Source organism: Cupriavidus sp. 207A1 (assembly GCF_057798955.1).
This window is the reverse complement of sequence record NZ_JBYOJO010000003.1, coordinates 375,094-392,077: the sequence shown is the minus strand read 5'-3', so window position 1 is coordinate 392,077 and position 16,984 is coordinate 375,094. Positions and strand designations below refer to the sequence as shown.

The 16,984-nt window shown below is 70.6% G+C and carries 16 protein-coding genes and 1 tRNA gene; 8 read left to right on the top strand and 9 right to left on the bottom strand.

Going from position 1 to position 16,984, the window contains the following annotated elements:
- Position 1: 1 nt before the first annotated feature.
- The 7 genes from AC3FMM_RS07465 to AC3FMM_RS07435 all read left to right on the top strand — a co-directional run bounded on the left by AC3FMM_RS07465 (position 2) and on the right by AC3FMM_RS07435 (position 6,800).
- Positions 2-349, top strand: a complete 348-nt coding sequence (locus tag AC3FMM_RS07465) for an ArsC family reductase (RefSeq protein WP_115709737.1) — start codon at positions 2-4, stop codon at positions 347-349.
- A gap of 19 nt (positions 350-368) precedes the next feature.
- Positions 369-1,520, top strand: a complete 1,152-nt coding sequence (gene dapE / locus AC3FMM_RS07460; protein ID WP_115709738.1) for a succinyl-diaminopimelate desuccinylase — start codon at positions 369-371, stop codon at positions 1,518-1,520.
- A gap of 25 nt (positions 1,521-1,545) precedes the next feature.
- Positions 1,546-2,439, top strand: a complete 894-nt coding sequence (prmB, locus tag AC3FMM_RS07455; protein WP_115680384.1) for a 50S ribosomal protein L3 N(5)-glutamine methyltransferase — start codon at positions 1,546-1,548, stop codon at positions 2,437-2,439.
- Between the two features lie 169 nt (positions 2,440-2,608).
- Positions 2,609-3,880 (top strand): MFS transporter, encoded by a 1,272-nt coding sequence (locus AC3FMM_RS07450; RefSeq protein WP_115709740.1) that lies wholly within the window; start codon positions 2,609-2,611, stop codon positions 3,878-3,880.
- A gap of 182 nt (positions 3,881-4,062) precedes the next feature.
- Positions 4,063-5,058 carry a tripartite tricarboxylate transporter substrate binding protein gene (locus AC3FMM_RS07445; protein WP_488686357.1) on the top strand — a complete coding sequence of 332 codons (996 nt, stop codon included), beginning with the start codon at positions 4,063-4,065 and terminating at the stop codon, positions 5,056-5,058.
- A gap of 30 nt (positions 5,059-5,088) precedes the next feature.
- Entirely contained in the window at positions 5,089-6,639 is a 1,551-nt protein-coding gene (locus tag AC3FMM_RS07440) for a class I adenylate-forming enzyme family protein (protein ID WP_488686356.1), read from the top strand.
- 84 nt (positions 6,640-6,723) lie between these two features.
- Positions 6,724-6,800, top strand: a tRNA-Val gene (locus AC3FMM_RS07435).
- A 63-nt stretch (positions 6,801-6,863) separates the two neighbouring features.
- Here the strand turns inward: AC3FMM_RS07435 and AC3FMM_RS07430 are convergent.
- The 3 genes from AC3FMM_RS07430 to AC3FMM_RS07420 are packed head-to-tail and all read right to left on the bottom strand — an operon-like array spanning position 6,864 to position 10,060.
- On the bottom strand, positions 6,864-8,015 hold the full coding sequence (locus AC3FMM_RS07430) for a CaiB/BaiF CoA transferase family protein (RefSeq protein WP_488686355.1): 1,152 nt from the start codon (positions 8,013-8,015) through the stop codon (positions 6,864-6,866).
- Positions 8,016-8,028: 13 nt separating this feature from the next.
- Positions 8,029-9,042 carry an NADPH:quinone oxidoreductase family protein gene (locus tag AC3FMM_RS07425; RefSeq protein ID WP_488686354.1) on the bottom strand — a complete coding sequence of 338 codons (1,014 nt, stop codon included), beginning with the start codon at positions 9,040-9,042 and terminating at the stop codon, positions 8,029-8,031.
- 10 nt (positions 9,043-9,052) lie between these two features.
- Positions 9,053-10,060: a tripartite tricarboxylate transporter substrate binding protein gene (locus AC3FMM_RS07420; protein ID WP_115709747.1), complete on the bottom strand. Its 1,008-nt coding sequence runs from the start codon at positions 10,058-10,060 to the stop codon at positions 9,053-9,055.
- Positions 10,061-10,243: 183 nt separating this feature from the next.
- On the opposite strand from AC3FMM_RS07420, the gene AC3FMM_RS07415 reads away from it, so the two are divergent.
- A complete protein-coding gene (locus AC3FMM_RS07415; RefSeq protein ID WP_488686409.1) occupies positions 10,244-11,143 on the top strand; it encodes a LysR family transcriptional regulator in 900 nt (299 codons plus the stop codon).
- Positions 11,144-11,168: 25 nt separating this feature from the next.
- On the opposite strand, the gene AC3FMM_RS07410 is transcribed toward AC3FMM_RS07415, so the two are convergent.
- From AC3FMM_RS07410 to AC3FMM_RS07385, 6 genes are read right to left on the bottom strand one after another with little or no spacing between them, the layout of a single operon-like run.
- Positions 11,169-12,131: a phosphatidate cytidylyltransferase gene (locus AC3FMM_RS07410; protein ID WP_018005716.1), complete on the bottom strand. Its 963-nt coding sequence runs from the start codon at positions 12,129-12,131 to the stop codon at positions 11,169-11,171.
- A complete protein-coding gene (locus tag AC3FMM_RS07405; protein WP_115680389.1) occupies positions 12,128-12,754 on the bottom strand; it encodes a lysophospholipid acyltransferase family protein in 627 nt (208 codons plus the stop codon). The genes AC3FMM_RS07410 and AC3FMM_RS07405 overlap by 4 nt, the downstream gene beginning before the upstream one ends.
- A 6-nt stretch (positions 12,755-12,760) precedes the next feature.
- Complete coding sequence (locus AC3FMM_RS07400; protein WP_115709748.1) at positions 12,761-13,204, bottom strand: hypothetical protein; 444 nt, start codon at positions 13,202-13,204, stop codon at positions 12,761-12,763.
- Positions 13,194-14,564: a phosphatase PAP2/dual specificity phosphatase family protein gene (locus AC3FMM_RS07395; protein WP_488686353.1), complete on the bottom strand. Its 1,371-nt coding sequence runs from the start codon at positions 14,562-14,564 to the stop codon at positions 13,194-13,196. The genes AC3FMM_RS07400 and AC3FMM_RS07395 overlap by 11 nt, the downstream gene beginning before the upstream one ends.
- Positions 14,561-16,330 (bottom strand): bifunctional alpha/beta hydrolase/class I SAM-dependent methyltransferase, encoded by a 1,770-nt coding sequence (locus AC3FMM_RS07390; protein WP_326346917.1) that lies wholly within the window; start codon positions 16,328-16,330, stop codon positions 14,561-14,563. The genes AC3FMM_RS07395 and AC3FMM_RS07390 overlap by 4 nt, the downstream gene beginning before the upstream one ends.
- A 6-nt stretch (positions 16,331-16,336) precedes the next feature.
- Entirely contained in the window at positions 16,337-16,963 is a 627-nt protein-coding gene (locus tag AC3FMM_RS07385) for a CDP-alcohol phosphatidyltransferase family protein (protein WP_116312670.1), read from the bottom strand.
- Positions 16,964-16,984: the final 21 nt, after the last annotated feature.

Sequence of the window (16,984 nt, the reverse complement as noted above, 5' to 3'; positions counted from 1 at the left end):
CATGACCGTCCTGCTCTACGGCATTCCCAACTGCGATACCGTCAAGAAGGCCCGCACCTGGCTGGATGCCAACGGCGTGGCCTACACCTTCCACGACTTCAAGAAGCAGGGCGTGGACGCGGCCATGCTGCGTGGCTGGCTGCGGCACGTGCCGCTGGCCACGCTGCTCAACCGCAAGGGCACCACCTGGCGCGCGCTGTCCGACGCCGACAAGGCTCGCGCCGACGAAGAAGCCGGCGCGATCGCGCTGATGCAGCAAAGCCCGTCGCTGATCAAGCGCCCGGTGCTGGCCCACGATGGCAAGGTGATGGTGGGCTTCTCCGCCGACCAGTACGCCAGCCAGTTCTGATTTTTTATTCCGCCGCCCGATGAACCCCACCCTCGCCCTTACCGAAGACCTGATTAGCCGCCGCTCCGTCACGCCCGCCGACGAAGGCTGCCAGGCCATCCTGGAAACCCGCCTCAAGGCGCTTGGCTTCGATTGCGAAGCGCTGGTCAGCGGGCCCGACGATTTCCGCGTGACCAACCTGTGGGCGGTCAGGCGCGGCACCCAGGGCAAGGACGGCAAGCTGCTGGTGTTCGCCGGCCATACCGACGTGGTGCCGACCGGCCCGCTGGAGCAATGGCATTCCGACCCGTTCGCGCCGACCCACCGCGACGGCAAGCTGTACGGCCGCGGCGCCGCCGACATGAAGACCTCGATCGCCGGCTTCGTGGTGGCGGTGGAAGAGTTCGTCAAGGCCCATCCCGCGCATGCCGGTTCGATCGGCTTCCTGATCACCAGCGACGAGGAAGGCCCCGCGCACGACGGCACCGTCAAGGTGGTCGAGGCGCTGTCCGCGCGCGGCGAACGCCTGGACTACTGCGTGATCGGCGAGCCGACCTCGGTCAACGCGCTCGGCGACATGGTCAAGAACGGCCGCCGCGGATCGCTGTCGGGCAAGCTCACGGTGAAGGGCATCCAGTGCCATATCGCCTACCCGCATCTGGGCCGCAACCCGATCCATGACGCCGCCCCGGCGCTGGCCGAACTGGCCGCCGAAGCATGGGATGCGGGCAACGAGTACTTCCCGCCCACCAGCTGGCAGATGTCGAACATCCACGGCGGCACCGGCGCCACCAACGTGATCCCGGGCCACGTCACCATCGACTTCAATTTCCGCTTCTCGACGGCGAGCACGCCCGACGGCCTGAAGGCGCGCGTGCACGCCATCCTGGACCGCCACAGCCTCGACTACACGCTCGACTGGACCCTGGGCGGCGAGCCCTTCCTGACCCCGCGCGGCGAGCTGTCCGAGGCGCTGTCGTCGGCGATCAAGGCCGAGACCGGCTTCGACACCGAGCTGTCGACCACCGGCGGCACCTCGGACGGACGCTTTATCGCCAAGATCTGCCCGCAGGTGATCGAGTTCGGCCCGCCCAACGCCAGCATCCACAAGATCGACGAGCACGTCGAAGTGCGCTTCATCGAGCCGCTGAAGAACGTGTACCGTGGCGTGCTGGAACGCCTGATCGCCTGATTTTTTTCGCAAAGACAACCATTCCATGGCAACGCCCTCTCCCCTGCGCACCGTGCGCGACCTGCTGCGCCTGGCCGTGTCGCGCTTTACCGCCGCGCGCCTGTCCTTTGGCCACGGCAGCGCCAACGCCTATGACGAGGCCGCCTACCTGGTGCTGCATACGCTCAACCTTCCGCTCGATACGCTCGACCCGTTCCTCGATGCGCGGCTGCTGCCCGAGGAAGTCGAGGCCGTGCTGAAGGTGATCGACCGCCGCGTCAACGAGCGCGTGCCGGCCGCCTACATCACGCACGAGGCCTATATGCACGGCCTGCGTTTCTACGTCGATTCGCGCGTGATCGTGCCGCGCAGCTTTATCGGCGAACTGCTGCAGGAAGGGCTGGAGCCCTGGGTCGGCGAAAGCAGCAGCATCGGCCCGGTGCTGGAGCTGTGCACCGGCTCTGGCTGCCTGCCGATCGTGGCCGCGCATGTGTGGCCGAACGCGAAGATCGACGCGGTCGACATCTCGCCCGACGCGCTTGCCGTGGCGCGCCGCAACGTCGCCGACTACAAGATGGACGACCGCATCCGTCTCTACCAGGGCGACCTGTATGCGCCGCTGCCGCATGGCGCGACCTACGATGTGATCCTGACCAACCCGCCGTACGTCAATGAGGCGTCGATGCAGGCGCTGCCGGCGGAATACCAGGCCGAGCCGCGCATCGCGCTGGCCGGCGGCGACGACGGCATGGACGTGGTGCGGCGGATCATCGCCGGCGCCAGGGCGCGCCTGAATCCGGGCGGCGTGCTGGTGGTGGAGATCGGCAACGAGCATGCCAATGTGGAGGCCGCCTTCCCGGAGCTGGAGATCGTCTGGTTGCCGGTCAGCGCGGGGGATGAGCAGGTGTTCCTGCTGACGTACGACGCCCTGCCGGGCTGATGCGGTAAATCCCGCGCCGGTTTGCTCCCCTCGCCCGCTTGCGGGAGAGGGAGCACCCAATCGGTATCGCAGCGCGTCGCCCGCGCAATCTGGGCGAACACCGGCCAACCGTTGATCCGGCAACGCGCGCAGGCCCTACACTCGCTGCAGAGACAGCGCCACTGACGCCGTGACCCCCAGCAATATCCCCCCTTCCGGAGCGCCTCCAGGCGCCGCCGCCCTGCCCGCGCGCAGCCCGGCCGCGTATGCCGTGCGCGGCATCGCCATCCTGACCTTTGCGTTCGCGCTCAGCCAGTTCTTCCGCTCGTGCCTGGCGGTGATGGCGCCGGAGCTGCAGCACGATTTCGGCTTGTCGCCGGCAGGCTTCGGCGCGCTGTCGTCGTCGTTCTTCCTGGCCTTCGCCGTGGCGCAGATTCCGGTCGGCATCGCCTTCGACCGCTATGGCGTGGGCCGTCCGACCGCGCTGCTGCTGGCGGTGGGCGCGCTGTCGTCGATCCTGTTCGTGCTGGCGCCCAACGGCGGCGCGGCCACGCTGGCGCAGATGGGCCTGGGGCTGGCGTGCGCGCCGGTGTTCATGGGGCTGCTGCATTTCGCCTCGGAGCAGTTGTCCGAGCGCGACTACACCCGCGTGGTCAGCCGCTCCAACGCCACCGGCATGATCGGCTCGCTGTGCGCGACCGCGCCGCTGGGCTGGGCCATCTCGGTGGCGGGCTGGCGGCCGTCGATGGCGGTCTCGGCGCTGGGCATGGTGGCGGCCTGCTATGGCGTGTGGCGCTGCGTGCGCGACCAGGGCCATGCCGAGGCCCGCAGCGCGTCGTGGCCGGCGATGCTGTCGGAAAGCCTGCAGCTGCTGAAGCTGGCGCCGTTGTGGACGCTGATTCCGCTGTGCGTGGCGATGGCCGCCGGCACCGCCTTCCGCAACGCCTGGAGCGGGCCCTACCTGGCCGACGTGTTCAGCCTGGGCTCGGCGCCGCGCGGCGTGGCGCTGACGCTGCTGAGCCTGGCCGGCTTCCTGACCGCCTTCGTGCTGCCGGTGCTGGTGCGGCGCAGCACGCTCAAGGCGACCATCGCCGGCTGGTCGTGCCTTGCCATGGCCGGGGGCGTGGTGCTGTCGCTGTGGCCGGATCGCGGCGTCGGCCATGGCGTGGCGATGATGGCGCTGCTGTCGACCATCGGCATGCTGCATCCGCTGGTGATGGCGCAGGGCCGCGGGCTGATCCCGCCTTCGCAGCGCGGGCGCGGGCTGGGGCTGCTCAATACCTTCGTGTTCCTGGGCTCGGCACTGACCTCATGGGCCTTCGGTCTGATTGCCAATGCCGGCCATGTGCGCGGCTGGCCGCTGCCGTCCACCTATGCGGCCATCTTCCTGTCGGCGGCGGTGCTGATCGCCGCCGCGCTGGTGCCCTACTGGTTCAGCCCGCCGCATCCGACCAGCCATTAGTCGAAACCGGTTGCCGGCCCGCGGATTCCCGGTACCGCTTCGCCCGCAAAAAGCCAGACTTATCGATTTAAGAATTCCGCTGGCAGCCTGACGCCATTACCGTTGGTGACATCCACTTCCCCGCCGGCTCCGGCGCAGGGATCCCGGCTGCGTGCGCGGCCGGCACAACGAGGAGACAACCGATGGCATCCACTCCGCGCCCCGCCCTGGGCCGCCGCGCATGGCTGGCCGCCATGCTGGCCACCGCAGCCGCTGCCCTGCCCGCCAGCGCCGCCAGCGAGACCTGGCCGGCACGTCCGATCCAGCTGCTGATCCCCTACCCGCCCGGCGGCAGCGCCGACTTGCTGGCGCGCCCCGTCGCCGCGAAGCTGCAGGAGCGCCTGGGCCAGCCGGTGGTGCTGGAGTACCGGCCGGGCGCCGGCGGCACCATCGCCAGCCAGGCGCTGGCGCGCGCCAAACCCGACGGCTACACGCTGATCATGGTGCTGGCCGCGCATGCCATCAATGCCAGCCTGTATCCCAAGCTGCCGTACGACACCCGCAAGGATTTCGCGCCGGTGTCGCTGGTGGCCAACCTGCCGATGATCCTGGCCGGCAGCCCGTCGCTGCAGGCCACCAATGTGAAGGAGCTGATCGCCGAGGCCAAGGCCGCGCCCGGCAGGCTGACCTTTGCCTCGGCGGGCAACGGCAATACCGGCCACCTGGCCGGCGAGTTGTTCGATTCGGTGGCGGGCATCAAGATGACTCACGTGCCGTACAAGGGCAGCGCGCAGGTGGTCACGGCGATGCTGTCGGGTGAAGTCCAGCTCACCTTCGACAGTATCTCGACCACGCTGCCGCACGTGAAGAGCGGCAAGCTGCGCGCGCTCGCCGTCACCGGCAGCCAGCGCGCCGCGGTCGCGCCCGAGGTGCCGACGCTGGCCGAGGCCGGCGTGCCCGGCATCAGCATCACCGGCTGGTACGCGATGCTGGCACCGGCCGGCACGCCGCAGCCCGTGATCGACCGGCTCAGCACCGAGATTGCCACCGTGCTGCGCCAGCCGGAGCTCAAGGCCACGCTGGCAGCCAACGGCTATGAACCGGTGGGCTCGACACCCGCCGCGCTGCGCACCCATATCGACGCCGAGATCAACCGCTGGAGCAAGGTGGTGAAGGACTCCGGCGCGCAGATCCAGTAAGGCTTGCCGCATCCACCCACACTGCCCCACATGACCCAACCGACTCCGCTCCAACGTCCTTTCACCACCATGTCCGTGCTCGTGCGCGAGCATGCCGCGCAGCGCCCGGCCCAACCCGCGCTGATGCATGGCGAACGCGTGCTCGACTACGCCGGGCTCGACGCGGCCATGGACCGCATTGCCGCGGCGCTGGCGCGCGATGGCGTGCGGCCCGGCGAAGCCATCGCCATCTGCGCCGCGTCGTCGATCGAATACGCCGCGGTATACCTGGGCGCGGTGCGCGCCGGCGTGGTGGTCGCGCCGCTGGCGCCGTCGTCCACGCCCGACAGCCTGGCGGGCATGATTGCCGACGCTGGCGCGCGCATCTTGTTCACCGACGCCAGCGTCGCCGACGTGCTGGCGCCGGTGCGCGCCAGGCTGGCCGGCACGCCGGTGGTCGCGCTCGACGGCAGCGACGCGGGCGTGCCGTACGCGGACTGGCTGGCGCCCGCCGGCACGCCGGTGGCGGAACCCGAGATCCGCCCGGAGCTGCCGCTCAACATCATCTATTCATCCGGCACCACCGGCGCGCCCAAGGGCATCGTGCAGTCGCACGGCATGCGCTGGGCCCACGTGTCGCGCGGTGCCGCCACCGGCTATGGCACGCACGCGATCACGCTGCTGTCGACGCCGCTGTATTCCAACACCACGCTGGCCAGCTTCTTCCCCACCATCGGCCTGGGCGGCACGGCCATCCTGATGGCCAGGTTCGATGCGGGCCTGTACCTGGCGCTGGCGCAGCGGCATCGCGTCACCCACACCATGCTGGTGCCGGTGCAGTACCAGCGCCTGCTGGCGCATCCGGCGTTCGACCAGCACGATCTGTCCGCCTTCCAGTACAAGTTCTGCACCAGCGCGCCGTGCAGCCCGGCGCTGAAGGCCGAGATCCTGCGGCGCTGGCCCGGCGCGCTGACCGAGCTCTACGGCATGACCGAAGGCGGCGGCGGCTGCCTGCTGTTCGCCGACCAGTTCCCGCACAAGCTGCACACCGTCGGCCGCCCCGCCACCGGCGCCGACGTGCGCATCATCGACGAGGACGGCCGCGAGCTGCCGCCCGGCAGCACCGGCGAAGTGGTGGGCCGCTCGGCGGCGATGATGAACGGCTACCACAACCAGCCCGAAAAGACCGCCGAGACCGAATGGCATGATGCGCAGGGCCAGCGCTTTATCCGCACCGGCGATATCGGCCGCTTCGACGAAGACGGCTTCCTGGTGCTGCTGGACCGCAAGAAGGACATGATCATCTCGGGCGGCTTCAACATCTACCCGAGCGACCTGGAGGCGGTGGTGCGCGAGCACCCGGCGGTGTCCGACGTGTCGGTGGTCGGCGTGCCGTCGGAGCGCTGGGGCGAGACCCCGGTGGCCTTTGTCGCGCTGCGCGCCGGCGGCGGCGCCAGCGCGCAGGAGGTGCTGGCGTGGGCCAATGAACGCCTTGGCAAGACCCAGCGGCTGGCGGCGATCCACGAGGTGGAGAGTCTGCCGCGCAGCGCCATCGGCAAGGTGCTCAAACGCGAACTGCGCGACCGCGTCGCCGCGACCTGACGCGCCGCGCCAGGCACCCACGCAAAAAGTCGCGCGGGGTGCTTGCGCAATCGTAAAGGGCTCTCTATAATTCGCGCCTTCGCTAGGCTCGTAGCTCAGCTGGTTAGAGCACCACCTTGACATGGTGGGGGTCGTTGGTTCGAGTCCAATCGAGCCTACCAACGCACAAGGGAACACGGACGGTACGCATCGCGCACCGTCCGTTTTTCTTTTGCGGATCCGCTTCAGTCGCCGATGCCGAACTCGGCCAGCACCGCCCCGGTATGCTGGCCAAGCACCGGCGCATTCCCTGCCGGCCCCTCTCGTCCAGCCATGCCCGGCAGGTTGGCCCACGGCACCTCGCCTATCCCTGCCAGCGGCAGCCGGCCGAACACGCCCGCCTGCGCGCACTGCGCGCTCTGCAGCAGGTCGCGCGCATGGCCGACGCGCGCGAACAGCACATCGTGCTCGGTCAGCAGCGCCTCCCAGTGCGCCAGCGGCTGCGCGGCCAGCGCCTGCGCCACGCGCCGGCCGAGCTCCGCCGCCCGCGGCAGCCGGCCCGCGCTGCTGTGCAGCGTGGTATCGGCAAGCCAGTCATCGCATCCGAGCAGCGCGGCCAGCCGCAGGAACATCGCGTCGTTGAGCATGCTCAGGTACAGCGCGCCATCGGCCGCCTCGAACAGCCCGGTGGGCGCGTTGGCCGCCGCCAGCTCGGCGTCGGGGAACATGGCGTCGTCCACCATCAGGTAGGACTGCAGCGCGGCGCTGGTCTCCAGCAGCGACAGCCGCACATGCCGGCCGTGGCCACTGCGCGCGGCCTTGTACAACGCCGCCGACGCCTGCTGCGATGCGTACAGCCCGGTGGCCAAGTCGACCATGAAGAAGGCGATGCGGCGCGGCTGGCCGGCGCCATCGCGGTTCAGGTGCATCAGGCCGCTGTAGGCCTGCATGGTGGTATCCACCGCGGGCCGGTTTGCCAGCGGCCCGGCATGGCCGTAGCCCGAGATCGAGACATAGACCAGCGCCGGATTGTGCGCGGCCAGCGCCTCGTAGCCGACGCCCATGCGCTCGGCCACACCCGGGCGGAAGTTCTGGATCACCACGTCGGCGCGCTGCGCCAGCCGGCCGATGGCGGCGCGGCCGTCGGCGCTGCGCGCGTCCAGCACCACGCTTTCCTTGCCCGCGTTGCAGGCGACCGCGATCGCGGTCTGGCCGGCGCGGATGCGCCCCATCTGCCGCGACCAGTCGCCGCCCGGCGGCTCGACCTTGATCACGCGCGCGCCCTGCTGGCGCAGGATCAGCCCGCAGTACGGGCCGGCAATGCCCTGGCTCAGGTCGAGCACGGTCAGGCCGTCGAACATGGCGTGGTCCTCGCTCGCCACGGTTGCATCGTGCATAAGTTGGCTCCGTTCAGATATCCAGCATGACCTTGCCGATGGCACGGCGCGACATGACGGTGTCGACCGCGTCGAGCCAGTCGCCCAGCGCAAAGTGCTGCAGTACCGGCGGCGCCAGCCGGCCGCTGGCGGCCGCCTGCATGATCTCGCCGACCATGGCCTGCACCCGCGGCGCAAAGCGCCGGCGCTCGTCGGTCAGGCCCCAGCCGATGTAGTAGCCGTAGTTGAAGCCGACCAGCGTCAGGTTCTTCACCAGCAGCAGGTTGGCTGGCACCGAGGGGATACGGCCGCTGGCATAGCCGATCGACAGCAGCCGCGCGCCCGGTGCCGCGCAGCGCAGCGAGGCATCGAACAGGTCGCCGCCGACCGGGTCGAACACCACGTCGGCGCCGCCAGCCGGGCACAGCGCCTTGACCGATGCCGCCAGCGTCTCGGCATCGGCAGGCAGTGCATGCGCAGCGCCGTTGGCGAGTGCGGCTTCGCGCTTGGCCGCGGTGCTGGCGGTGGCGATCACGCGCACGCCCATCAGCTTGCCCACCTGCACCGCCGCCGTGCCCAGCGCGCCGCCGGCGCCGTGGACCAGCATGGTGTCGCCCGGCTGCAGCGCCGCGCGCCAGGCCAGCGCGGCCCACACCGTGCCGCAGGTGATCGGCAGCGCGGCGGCGTGCGCGAGGGCGAGCCCATCCGGCACCGGATAAACCGTGTCCGCGGTCGTCACGACTTCTTCGGCAAGGCCGCCCCAGTCCAGCGCCGCCGCCACGCGCTGCCCCACGTGCAGCCGCGTCACGTCCGGCGCGACCTCCAGGATCTCGCCAGCCGCTTCGGTGCCTGGCGTGAACGGCAACGGCGGCTTGCGCTGGTACTTGCCCGACACGAACAGGCTGAGCGCAAAGCCGACGCCCGCATGCCGCACGCGGATGCGCACCTGCCCCGGCCCGAGCGGCTGGCGCGGCAGGCGCTGCAGTTCCAGTTCGCTCCAGTGGCACCAGCGCGAGCAGACCAGTCCCAGGTAGTCGTTGCCTTGCATGGTCAATCCCTTATTCCAGCGTGATGCCGACATCGCGGATGATGCGGCTCCATTTGTCGCGGTCGTTCTTCAGCACCGTGGCGAAGGCCTCCGGCGTGCCGCCCACCGGCACCAGGTTCAGGTCCTGCATCTTCCTGGCGACCTCCGGCAGGCGCACGATGCGCGCGACCTCGCGCGACAGCGCGTCGACCCTCGCCCTGGGCACGCCGGCCGGGAACAGCAGGCCCATCCACGCATCCGGCTCGAAGCCCTGGTAGCCGGCCTCGCGGAAGGTCGGCACCCTGGGCAGCAAGGCCGAGCGCTCGGCACCGGCAAGCGCCACCGGCACCAGCTTGCCGCCCTGCAGCAGCGGCATCGCCGTGCCCACGGCAATAAAGCCGAGCTTCACATGCCCCGCGGCCAGGTCGGTGGCAAGCGGCGCGCCGCCCTTGTAGGCCACGTGCTCCATCTGCAGGCCGGCCTCGCGCTTGAGCAGCTCGCCCAGGATATGCCCGGTGGTGCCGGCGCCGTAGGAACCATACGGGTACTTGCCGGGATTGGCCTTGAGCAGCGCCACCACCTCCGGCAGCGTGCGCGCAGGAAAGTCCGGCGACACCGCCAGCATGGTGGACGAGATCGCCACCTCGCTGACCGGCGTGAAATCCGCGATCGGGTCATAGCCGATGCCGCGGTACAGCGACGGGTTCTGCACGTGCGCGGTGAAAGTCAGCAGCGCGGTGTAGCCGTCCCTGGGCGCCCTGGCGACATACTTGGTGCCGGTGGTGGTGCCCGCGCCAGGCTTGTTGTCGACGATCACGGGCTGGCCCCAGCTTTTGGTCAGTTCCTGGCCGATCAGCCGCGCCACGGCGTCGTTGACGTTGCCCGCCACCGAGGGCACCACGATGGTCAGCGGCCGCGACGGATAGGGTTCGGCAGAGGCGGGATCGGCGGCCGCGGCTGCGGCCGGCATCAGGGTGGGAACGGTGGCCAGCAATATGGCGGCCATGGCTGCGCGCAGCCATGCGAAACGGTATGGCATCGATGGGTCTCCTGTCTGGCTCCCTTCTGTAGTGCCCGCCGCAGTGTCCACTGCAGTGCGATGCGCGAGGGATGCCACGCAGTCTAGGCCAGCGTCCGGGCCGGCGCGATTCCCGCGCGGCGCGAGCCAAGTCCTGGCAGGCATGGCGCTACAATGGCCCGCACCCCCAGCGCCATTCCGCCCATGCGATTCGAGGATCTAGAAGCCTTCCTGGTGGTGATCGACCAGGGTAACCTGCACCGCGCCGCCGACACCCTGGGCATGACCCAGTCCGGCCTGTCCAAGACCCTGGCGCGGCTGGAAGGCGAAGCCGGCATGCCCCTGTTCGAGCGCACCCCGCGCGGGCTGGTGCCGACCGGCGCGGGCCGCACCCTGGCCGCGCATGCGCGCCGGATCTCGCTGGCCGCCGGCGACATGCGCAACGAACTGGCCGAGCAGCGCGCCGCGCGCGCGGGCACGGTGCGCCTGGGCGCCATCCCCTACCTGCTGCCGTCGCTGCTGTCGCCGCTGCTGGCGCAGTTCTTCCTGAGCCGGCCGCTGGCCACGTTCTCGATCGAGACCCACCTGAGCGCGCGCCTGCTGGCGATGCTGCAGAACGGCGAAGCCGACCTGATCCTGGCGGCGCGCCCCGCCAGCGTGCCGGCAGACGTGGCCTGGCTGCCGCTCGGGCCGCTCAGCATGCAGATCGTGTGCCGCAGCGCCCACCCGCGCCGCGACGGCTTCCGCACGCTGGCCGACCTCGCCGGCGAACGCTGGGTGGTGCCGGCCAGCTCGCTGTACCTGCGCCAGTGGCTGGAACAACGGTTTACCGCGGTCGGGCTGCCGCCGCCGCGCGTGGCGGTGGAAAGCACGGCGTCGCCGGTCGCCTTCGGCGAACTGCTGCGGCACTCCGACCTGCTCGGCATCATGCCGCCGCGCATGCTGCGCCAGGCCGAGGGCCAGGGACTGGCCGCGATCGACGCTCCGGGCACGTCCTGGCAGCACGAGCTGGCCGTGCTGTGGCGCGCGGACGGCTACCTGTCGCCGATCTGCCAGGACTTCCGCGATGCCGTGGTGGCGTGGTGCGCGGAAACCGCGCTGTGACGTCGCCGCGGCGCAGCGCTTGCGCTCAGGGCACCCACCAATAGCGCGTGATGTGGAAGAACACCGGCGCGGCGAACACCACCGAGTCGAGCCGGTCGAGCATGCCGCCGTGGCCCTGGATCATGTGGCCCCAGTCCTTGATGCCGCGATCGCGCTTGATCGCCGACATCACCAGGCCGCCGAGGAAGCCCATCAGCGCGATCACCAGCGCAATCGCGCCGGCCTGCCACGGCGAGAACGGCGTGATCCACCACAGCGCGGCGCCCAGCGCGGTGGCGCTGGCAACCCCGCCGACAAAGCCCTCGACGGTCTTGGACGGCGACAGCAGCGGCGCGATCTTGCGCTTGCCACACAGCTTGCCCCACACGTACTGCAGCACGTCGCTGCCTTGCACCACGATCACCAGGAAGGCGATCAGCAGCAGGTTGCGGCCATCGAAGCCCGGGATCGGCAGCGTCAGCAGCGCCGGCACGTGCGAAATGCAGAACACGCACACCATCACTGCCCACTGCACCCCCGCGCAGCGCTCCAGGAAGCGCGTGGTCTCGGACGACAGCGCGGCCAGGATCGGCAGCACCAGGAAGGCATAGACCGGGATCAGGATCGAGAACATGCCGTACCAGCCGATATAGACCAGCACGTACTGCAGCGGCAGGAACACGAAGAACGCGGCGACGATGGCGCGATGGTCGCCGCGCCGCGTGGTGATGATGGTGACGAACTCGCGCAACGCAAAGAACGACAGCAGGTAGAACAGCACGATCACCGCGGTGCGCCCCAGCGCAAAGGCAACGCCCATGATGCCGATCATCCACCACCAGGCCGACACGCGCTGTCCCAGGTTATCGATCACCGCGTGCTGGCCGCCGCCCGCCACGCGCCAGCGCAGCAGCGCGGTCACGGTGGAAGCCAGCAGCAGCACACCGAACAGGCCGCCGAACAGCAGCCAGGTTTCACGGCTCCAGTGCAGGGTGGGCATGGCATTCATTCCAGTTCGGGGGCCAGCGCGAGCAGGCCGTCGCGGCAGCGCGCAAGGAACGCTTCCTTGCTGTCGTCGGCGGCCAGCCGCAGCGGCTGGCCGAAAGTCACGGTGCACAGCAGCGGCACCGGCACCACTTCGCCCTTGGGCATCACGCGGTTCAGGTTGTCGATCCACACCGGCACGAACTCGACCTCCGGGCAGGCCCGCGCCAGGTGGTAGATGCCGCTCTTGAACGGCAGCAGGCGCGCGTCGGTGGTGTTGCGCGTGCCTTCGGGAAACAGGATCAGCGAATCGCCCGCCGCCAGGCCCGCCTGCATCAGTGCCACCGGGTCGCTGCCAGGATCGCTGCGGGTGCGATCGATCAGCAGCGCGCGGAACACGTCCCGGCCGATAAAGCGGCGCAGTGGCGATGTCTGCCAGTAATCCGCGCCCGCCACCGGCCGCGTGGCCGTGCGCAGGTCGGGCGGCAGGCAGCCCCAGATCAGCACGAAATCGCCGTGGCTGCTGTGATTGGCAAAGTAGACGCGCTGCACCGCGGCCGGGATGCAGCCCTGCCAGTTGGCGCGCATGCCCGTCAGCAGCCGGGCGAAGACGATGATGGCGCGCGCGGTCGCGCGGGCAAGCCACATGGTTGGTTACCTCAGGATCAGCGATAGCAAGGCCAGCAGCAGCTGGCACACGGTCAGCGCGGCGCTGGCGCGCACCAGGCGCAGTGCGCCGCGGGCGCGCTCGGGCAACGGGCGTGCGGCGCGCGCGGCGGGCATCCACCCCAGTTCGAGCAGCGCGGCATCGAGCCGGGTCAGCTCGGGCTGGTCCGGGGCGCCGGCCGCGAGCGCGCCGAACAGGCGATGGTCGATGGCAACGCGCAGCAGCAGCCACAGCTGCGGCAGCGCCAGCAGCAGCGCCAGCGCCGCCGGCCAGCGCGCGCTTGCGGCGCCCGCCCCCAGCACGGCCGCCAGCATGGCCAATGCCAGTCCGGCCGCGCCGAGCCACGCGGCCCCCGCCAGCGCGCCCGTCACGGCGTGCGCAATCCAGGCATCGGTGCGGCGCGCCAGGTCAGCGTCCCGGTCAGCCGCCATCGGCAGGCTCCTGCGTGTCAGCACGGTCGAGGCAATGCTGCAGCGCCGCCGCATGTTCCGGACCGAGCACCACGGCGGGCCGATGCTGGCGCAGCGATGCCAGCGCGGCGCCGGCGTCGCGCTGCCCCTGCCGCCGCGCCAGCCAGGCTGCCGCGACCAGCGCGCTGCGCGAATAGCCCAGCGCGCAGCTCACCAGCACGCGGCGTCCCTGCCGCTGCCAGGCATCGAGCTGCGCCACCGCCTGCGCGAGCTGCTGCGGCGTGGGCACGGTCAGGTCCAGCACCGGTACGCAGCGATACGCCAGGCCGGGCAAAGTGGCCGCGCGCGGCAGCTCGGCGCTGAGGTCGAGCACCGCATCCGCGCCGAGCGCGCGCAGCTCGGACGGCGTCGGGTAGCGTCCCACCCAGACCCCCGGCGCGATCGCGCTGGCCTGCGGCGCGCGCCGCGTCCACCAGCGGGAATTGAGAAAGGCGCCCAGCAGGTAAGGCGCCAGCACCCAGCGCGCGCCCGGCGCCATGATGCCGTCGCCGTCCTTCTGGAACCACGCCGGCGCCGCCAGCGCGTAGATGCGTGCCACGCACGCCAGCGCCAGCGCGGCCCACAGCAGCAGGAACGCCAGCGTCACCGATGCCCCCACCGCGAGCACCGCGCACAACAGGGCCACCAGCGCCCCCACGCCGTAGCGGCGCGACAGCTGCCGCGTGCGTGCATCGGGCGCGCCGGCCGCGGCTGCGGGCAGCCGCATCGGCAACAGGTAAACGCACAGCCAGCCCACCAGCGCGCCGGTGGGCACGTCGATCAGGTGATGCTGCCAGGTGGTCAGCACCGACATCCCGATCAGCGCAAACCAGCCATGCAGCAGCCAGCGCCAGCCGCCGCGCAGATGCGCCGCGAATGCGACCCACAGGATCACCAGCAGGCTGATATGCAGCGACGGCGCCTGGTTGAACGGCAGGTCGAAGCCGCCCAGCAGCGTGAACAGCTGGCCCGGGAGGCCGTCGGCAGCGGGCCGCGCGAAGCTGAAGCGCAGCGGGAAGGCGATAAAGCACGCCACCGACACCAGCTGCGCCAGCACCAGCCGCTTCACGTGCGTCAGCAGCGCCGCGTGGCTGCGCCACAGGAAGAACGAGATGCCGTACAGCAGGTCGATCGACCAGTACGGCACGATGGTCCAGGGCAGGAATGGAATGCCGCGCTCCCATTCGTAGTAGAACGATGGCACGTCGGCGCGCTGGCTCGCCAGCCAGTTGGCGAAACCATAGCTGGAGAAGAAGAACGCGCCGGCCAGCGCGAGCAGCAGGCAGGCCAGGCCCCACGGCCGCCGGGGGTGCGCGGCGGCGCCGGCAGGCACCGTGCTCATGCGCCGCGCCTGCGCGCCAGGCTGACGGTGAAGATGCCCCACGGGTCGATGCGCTGCGTGACCTTGTCGAAGCCCGCGGTCCGCACCAGTTCATCCATCTCGGCCTGCGAGCGGCGCCGCATCACCCAGGCGGCGCCGGCGCGATGGCTGGTCAGCGCGCGCGCGATGAACTCCAGCTGCGGATGCCAGGGCTGGCCGGTATAGACCAGGTAGCCTCCCGGCGGCACCGCGCGCGCCAGGCCATCGAGCGAGCGCCGCACCATGGCGTTGTCGGGAAACAGCTCGTACAGGCCGGACACCACCGCCAGGGTCGGTGGCGGCGCCAGCGCGGCCAGGCTGTCGCCGTCAAAGGCATCACCCTGCTCGAAGCGGGCCACGTGCTGCAGGCCCTTGGCAGCGATCAGCGCACGGCCCTGCTCCACGTTCAGCGCGCTGTAGTCGCGCAGCACGATCGACTCGACCGCGGTCGCGCCGCCCTCCAGCGCGCCCAGTGCTTCGAGCACGTAGCGCCCGTGCCCGGCGGCGATATCGAGCATGCGCACCGGCATGCCGGCCGCGCGCAGGCGCCGCACGGCCTCGGCGATCAGCGCCTCGGCGTGGACCTTGCGCTGGCGGATGCCGCGCCAGCCGATCGCGTCGAGGTATTGCCGGTCGGCCAGCCGGCCCAGCGCGCCGCGGCCGGACGGCGTGTTGCGGTAAACGTAGTCGAGCGTGGAGCCCGAGTCGAAGCCGGTCTCATGGCCCAGCCGCACCCCGTCCGACAGCATCCCGCCCAGCTTCAGGTTGGCCCGCGCCGCGCGCCAGTACCATGCGGCCAGTGCGCCCGGCGCCGACGCGAGCCGGTCCGCCTCCTCGCGGAACGGGCCGATCTGGTCGGCATCCAGCAGCGAGCGCGGCACCGACGGCGTGTCGAATTCGCGCAGGATAAAGCCGCGCGCGGCATCGACTGCCCGCTTGCGGTCGCGCTCGCCCAAGGTGTCGTGGTAGAAACCGTCCAGCACGATGCGTTCCTTGGTGCGCGAACCCAGGCGCTCGAAGAAGCGGTCCTGCGGCCCGCGGTGCACGACCCAGTCGGCGCCGGAGATCAGCAGCTGCGTCGGCACCGTGATGGCGGCCGCATCGGCGACGATGCGCTCGGCGGTTTGGTACAGGTCCAGCAGGATATTGACCGCGATCGGGCGCGTGATCAGCGGATCGCTGTCATAGCTGGCAATGCGCCCGGGATCGTGCGTCAGGAATTTTGCCTTGACGTAGCTGTTGACGAAGAACTTTCCGCGCAGGCGCTGCATCAGCTTCAGCCCCGGCCGCGCGAACGGCACGTAGAGCTTGACCTTGAACGCCGGCGACGCCAGCACCAGCGCGCGGATCGGCGGCGCGTAGTCGTGCACCCAGGTCGCGGCCAGCACCGCGCCGACGCTCTGCGCGATCACCGCGGTGCGTTCCAGCGGGATGCCGTGGACTTCGGCGATATGCGCGGTGAAGGTCTGGATGTCGCGCACCGAATCCGCCAGGCTGGGGCTGTAGCCGCGCTCGCCGGGCGATTGGCCATGGCCGCGCGCGTCCCAGGCGAAGATGTCGTAGCCGGGCAGGTTGAGCTCGTCGGCGAGGTGGGCGACCCGGCCGGAATGCTCGTGGCCGCGGTGGAACAGCACCACGGCGCCGCGCGCGGGGCCCTCCACCGCCGGCCAGTGGCGATAGAACAGCGCCTGGCCGTCATGGGTCTCGAATTGCCGCTGCAGCGGCTGGCGGGTCGACAGTCGGTCCATCTCTCGCTACTCCGCAAGGCGGGACTGCGCCTCGGCAATGCCGCGGCGCACCCGGTTGGCCATGGTCAGCAGCGACAGCAGCGACAGCAGCAGCCACAGCCAGCTGGCGGCCGCGCCGAAGCCCAGCCCCAGGCCGGCCCACAGCGCGATCGCGCCCACCGCGAAGGCGCGGTCACTCTTGCCCAGCGGGCCGTCGTAGCGCCGGCTGGCGCCGGCCAGCGGGCCGATCAGTCCGGCCGCTTCGACCATCAGCGCCAGCAGCGCGAAGGTGCCCACCTGCCCGAGGCTGAAACCGGGCAGCGCGGCCAGCGGCAGGATCAGCGCCAGGTCCGAGACCATGTCGCCAAGCTCGTTCAGGTAGGCGCCCAGCACGCTTTGCTGGCCATGCTCGCGCGCCAGCATGCCGTCGATGGCATTGAGCGCCATGCGCGCGAACAACCACAGGGGAAACAGCAGGAACAGCGCCGGCGTTTCGGCCACCAGCATGGCCAACGCGGCCAGCACGCCGACCGCGAGCGAGCCCGCGGCGGCGGCCAGCGTGACCTGGTTGGCGGTCACGCCGCGCTGGGCCAGGTCTTGCACCATGGGACGCAGCCAGGCCTGGAACCTGGGCTTCAGTTCGTAGAGCGTCATCGCACCGGCCTCCCTGCCGAG